Raw genomic sequence first — 2,255 nt, forward strand, 5'->3', positions numbered from 1 at the left:
CGCCGACATCGGTGCTGACATCGATGCGGTCGTCTCCACATTCGGCGCGCTCGGCGACGCGGACGTGGTCGTTCCCGAGACCGAGGCGAACGACATCGCTGACGCGCCGGCGTGCCGCGACGACGCCGACCTCGCGGCGGGCGTCGCCGCGGTCGCGGAGGTCCTCCTCGACGTGGAACTCGATTCGGTGACGGCCGCCGGCGGCGTGCTCACCTCGGTCGGCGAGTACATCCGTCGCTGAATCGCGCGACGCGACGAGCGAGTTTCGAGAGAACGGACAGACGGCTGGCGAGCGCCGCCGCTCGCGAGCGTGAAAACGGGAGGCTGGGAGGCGTGTCCCGCGTCAGAACTGCATGTCGGTGACCGAGCTCATGGTCTCGGCCAGCGAGTCGCGCTTCGCGACGGCCGCATCGGTGCGGTCGGTCAGCGCGCCCTCGACGGCTTCGACGAGGGGGTCGATGGGGTCGTGCGTCTCGACGTACGTCGCGAGTGCGAACTCCGACGGCTCGGCGCCGGTGAGCGCGAGCGCGTCGGCGCGCGAGATTCGTCCGTCGATCCAATCGCGGACGATACGTCGCGCCTCGGGTGCGAGGGGAATCACGCCCGCTTCGCCGCAACGGTGCAAGACTTTCGCCGCCGTGACCGGAGCGACGCCTGCGTCGCTCGCGCTCTCGCCGACTGACGTTCCCGACCCGTGTGCTTCGACAACCCGCTCCGCGGCCGCAGGCGCACAGGGGAGCGCGTCTGCGTGCGCCTCGAAGCGCTCGCGGAGGGAAACACCGGTGTCGTCGACAGTCGGAACGCAGCGCGAACGCTGCTCAGTCGTCGTCGTCTCTAACGCGGCGGCGATATCCGACAGTCCCATCGCTCGGTGGTCCGCGCCTACCGAGTAAAAGCGTTCCTAATCAGTATCAAAATTGAGTCTGTAACCTACCGATTACCGGTAGGCTCTAGCGGCAGTAATCGGGGTTCTACCCCCGATTCAACCTGTGTTTAAATACCCGTTCGCGACCGATTTTCAATTGTGATGAGCGAAGCACGTTCCCACCAGGGTTGCCCAGAATGCGACGGACACCTCGGTTTCGAAGCCGGCGAGACGGTCTGTACCGACTGCGGTCTCGTCGTTTCGGAGTACCGCATCGACCACGGTCCCGAGTGGCGCTCGTTCGCCGACGACGACCGGAACCCCGCCCGCACCGGCGCGCCGCTCACCCGCTCGCGCCACGACCGCGGGCTGTCGACCGAAATCGGCCGCTCGACGCGTATCAAGGGCCGCAAGCGCCGGCAGTTCGCCCGCATGCGCCGCCAGCACAACCGCGCTCGCATCTCGACCAAGCGCGAGCGCAATCAGGTGTACGCCTTCACCGAGATTCGCCGCGTGACGAGCGCGCTGTCGCTGCCGAACCACATTCGGGACCAGGCGTGCTCGCTGTTCGAGTCCGCCCAGAACGAGGACCTCCTGCGCGGGCGCTCGCTCGAAGGGTTCGCCGCGGCCTGCGTCTACGCCGCCTGCCGCGTCGCCGGCGTCTCCCGGAGCGTCGAGGAGGTCTGCGACGTGTCGAAGGCCACCGAGGCGGAACACCAAGCGGCCTACGGCGCGCTCAACCGCGACCTCGGCCTCCCCGTCGCGCCCGCCGACCCGACCGAGTACCTGCCGCGGTTCGCGACCAAACTCGACCTCGACAGCGACACCGAGCGCCGGGCGCGCGAGTACGTCGCCGAAGCCCGCGACGAGGGCGTCGTGGGCGGCAAGAATCCCTGCGGCGTCGCCGCGGCGTGTCTCTACACCGCGGCTCGCGACCGCGGCGAGGACTGCACGCAGGCCGAGGCCGCCGACGTGGCCGACGTGACGCCCGTGACGCTCCGCAAGACGTACGTGGCGCTCCGCGAGTGAGCCGACACCGACAGGCGACGGGACTCGCTAACTGAGACGACGGCGAACGAGACGCGAGAATCGAACTACGAACCACACGAACGGACCGAAAACGAGACGACGTTTCTACCGACCGCTTACGCGGACCGCGTCCGCGAGTTCCCGCATCCGAGTACTGGGAAGGCTCTTCGGCGACGACGCGACGACCGGCTCGAACCGCTCGACCGCCTCGGACAGTCGAGAGTCCGCGGGGACCGCCGTCGCCGGCGCGCCGAGCACGTCGGCGAAGGCGTCGAGCGGCACCTCGTCGACGACGCGGTTGACCGCGACGGCGGCGAGCCCACAGTCGAGTTCGCGCGCCAGCTCGCGGGTCCGCACCGCG

2 protein-coding genes and 2 pseudogenes are annotated in these 2,255 nt (G+C 69.1%); 2 read left to right on the top strand and 2 right to left on the bottom strand.

Annotated elements, in window-relative coordinates; all coding sequences use genetic code 11:
• Nucleotides 1-241 (top strand): annotated as a pseudogene (locus NKF06_RS20440) (ParA family protein); the annotation flags it as partial.
• Nucleotides 242-343: 102 nt separating this feature from the next.
• On the opposite strand, the gene NKF06_RS20445 reads toward NKF06_RS20440, so the two are convergent.
• Nucleotides 344-865: a hypothetical protein gene (locus NKF06_RS20445; protein ID WP_008091324.1), complete on the bottom strand. Its 522-nt coding sequence runs from the start codon at nucleotides 863-865 to the stop codon at nucleotides 344-346.
• A 162-nt stretch (nucleotides 866-1,027) separates the two neighbouring features.
• Between NKF06_RS20445 and NKF06_RS20450 the strand changes: the two genes are divergently transcribed.
• Nucleotides 1,028-1,894 carry a transcription initiation factor IIB family protein gene (locus NKF06_RS20450; protein WP_058826812.1) on the top strand — a complete coding sequence of 289 codons (867 nt, stop codon included), beginning with the start codon at nucleotides 1,028-1,030 and terminating at the stop codon, nucleotides 1,892-1,894.
• A 105-nt stretch (nucleotides 1,895-1,999) separates the two neighbouring features.
• On the opposite strand, the pseudogene NKF06_RS20455 reads toward NKF06_RS20450, so the two are convergent.
• Nucleotides 2,000-2,255 (bottom strand): annotated as a pseudogene (locus NKF06_RS20455) (chromosome partitioning protein ParA); the annotation flags it as partial.

This window comes from Haloferax sp. AB510 (assembly GCF_024136985.1).
GTDB lineage: Archaea > Halobacteriota > Halobacteria > Halobacteriales > Haloferacaceae > Haloferax.